General features: G+C 66.5%; 2 protein-coding genes and 1 tRNA gene. All 3 read right to left on the bottom strand.

What is annotated here, in order from left to right; translation table 11 throughout:
- Positions 1 to 150: 150 nt before the first annotated feature.
- Complete coding sequence (locus GXY47_16255; protein NLV32696.1) at positions 151 to 1,692, bottom strand: transposase; 1,542 nt, start codon at positions 1,690 to 1,692, stop codon at positions 151 to 153.
- A 146-nt stretch (positions 1,693 to 1,838) separates the two neighbouring features.
- Positions 1,839 to 1,914: transfer RNA gene (locus GXY47_16260), tRNA-Lys, on the bottom strand.
- A gap of 76 nt (positions 1,915 to 1,990) precedes the next feature.
- Positions 1,991 to 2,376 (bottom strand): protease (locus GXY47_16265; GenBank protein ID NLV32697.1); only part of this gene is annotated, 386 nt, incomplete at its 5' end.

The raw sequence follows: 2,376 nt of genomic DNA on the forward strand, positions 1-2,376 counted from the left end.
GCTTCCTTATGTCGACTGGCACTACACCATCCTGACTATGAGGGGCATTTTAACCGAAGATCGGGGCGATCAACATGGATTTTTGCCGCACCCGTTTGTTTTGAAGGCGCACCAGTACTTATTGCAGGGCAGTTTGGCTGCCGCGGCGGCTCAAAAAATCCGCGATTCCGGGTCGGACACGGCCGGGGCCAAGGGAGGCGGGCGGATCGGGAGGCCCAGGCAGGCGAGGATTTTCGCGATGGCCTCCGGCGAGTCGATGGCGGCCATGATCCGCATTCTCTCCCCGCAACGGGGGCAGCGCAGCACGTCCAGTTCGAAGACGCGCGCCATAAGTCGAGCCCAGGAGTAGTTTCTCCCTTTTTTCCCCTGCACCCCGTTTTCATCTTGCCGACTTGTCTGGCGCTCCCCCGGTGCGCTGACGCCATCCCGACGATCGGCAGGGGGTGCGACCGACTCCTCTTTCGGCCGTGGGACGATCATCGGGCGGAAGGCCGAACGCGGAGCCAGGACCCCGTAATAGCGGATGATGTTGTAGCGCGGCGGCGGCACCAGCGCCGCCAGGCGTTCTATCAATTCGAGCGGATGGTAGACGACGTGGCTCGTCCCGTCGCTCCAGCGTCGCTTGAGGCGGTAGAGCAGCCGGCCGTCCCCGAGGCGCGACAGCCTCCCGGTGGCGACAGGGGGACGCGCGGCGTAGCGCGCCAGTCTCTCCAAACGTTCGCGGTCATGGGCGGGAACCGCGACTCCCGCATGGACGCTGAACCCGCCGGAGGCCGCGCAACTGGGATTGGCCGGCGGCGTACGTTCACCCGGATGCGCCCCCAGCCTGACGACGCTCTTCCCAGCGCGCGGTCCCGTGGCCACCCGCCCCGAAACCGAGGCGCTGTACAGTTCGGCCAAGAGGGGCTGCTCGTCCCACAGCCGGTCCACACCATACGCATCGGCCTCCAAATCCAGGCCCCGGTCTTTCAGGAGCCTCTCGACCCGCTGCCGGATGCGCCGCGCCACGCGCGCCACTTCCCTGTCATCGGGTGCGGAAACGCGCCGGAAGACGGGAGGATCCTCTCCGTATTCCAGGTAGAGGCCGTCCATGGCGAGCAGGTGAAAATGGGGGTCGAGGTTGAGCGCATCGCTGAAGCGCTGAATGAAAAGGACGGCGCCCGAGCGGGCGCGGCGGTTCAGCGACCGCATCCCCGCCCGGCGGCGGATGGAGGCGAATACGGCGCGCTGGAAGATCCGGGCTACGGCCGTGACCAGCGAGGCGTCATAGGCGAGGCGGTAGCGCAGCGGATAGGGAACCGACAGTACCCATTGCCGGACCGGTTCTTCAGGAAACACGCGATCCGCGAGGTGCGCGGCCGTATCGGCCATGCGCCGGCCGCAGCAGGAGGGGCAGAAGCCGCGGCACTTGCATGAGTATGGCACGACCCGGTCCATCCCGCAATCGTCGCAGTGCACGCGCAAAAAACCGTGGGCCGCCACGCCGCATTCCAGGAACTTGCGCAGTTCGCGCTCGACGAAGCGGGGGACCGGCCGGTCGCGCTCCCGCTGCCGGGCCAGGAAGGTTTCGAGGTGACCGGCGACCGTTTCGTGGAGCACGGTTTCTTCCGGACGGCGCGGGATATAGGCCTCGGCCCGCTCGCGCACGGCGAGGCATCCCCAGGCTTCGAGCACGGAGGCCTGACACCCCATGTGTTTGCCCTCCCGATAGCGACGCGGCCGGAGCTTCCGGCCATGTATCTAATGGGGGCAGGTGCGTTTTGAGCGAAGGGTTGTAAAGCGGGGGCGCATCGGCGGCGTCCGCCGGCGGGGGTTTTGCCTGGGATGGCTGGGGTTTCTGGTGAGCCGTGAAGGAATCGAACCTTCAACCTACTGATTAAGAGTCAGTTGCTCTGCCAATTGAGCTAACGGCCCACTCTTCTGCGACGACCAAGAGGTTAGCACGCCCGGGGGCGGTTGTGAAGACGGATTTTCGTCCCTGTCCGGCCCCCTACTTGGTGGGGTAGGGGGGCGGGGGGGCGATCTTCACCGGCCTGTCCTTCATCTCCTTGAGGATCACCTCGATCGCCTTTTCCAGCTGCTCGTCGACGCCGGCGTACTCCCTGGCCGGGTCGTTGTCGACGACGATGTCGGGGTCGACCCCGTGCCCCTCCATCACCCACTCTTTCCCTTCCAGGTCGTAGCGGGAGAACTCGGGGCGGTTGAGGTAGCCGCCGTCGACCAGCGGCAGGGTGCCGCGCACGCCGACGACGCCCCCCCAGGAGCGCTTGCCGACGAGCTTGCCGAGCCGGTAGTGGCGGAAGCGGTAGGCGAAGATGTCGCCGTCGGAGGCGGAGAACTCGTCGAGCAGCGCCACCTTCGGCCCGGGGATCATCC

The organism is Acidobacteriota bacterium, assembly GCA_012729555.1.
Lineage (GTDB): Bacteria > Acidobacteriota > UBA6911 > UBA6911 > UBA6911 > UBA6911.

Excerpts from the sequence above, each read along its gene's own strand:
- GXY47_16255 (NLV32696.1), bottom strand. The coding sequence starts at position 1,692 with ATGGGGTGTCAGGCCTCCGTGCTCGAAGCCTGGGGATGCCTCGCCGTG.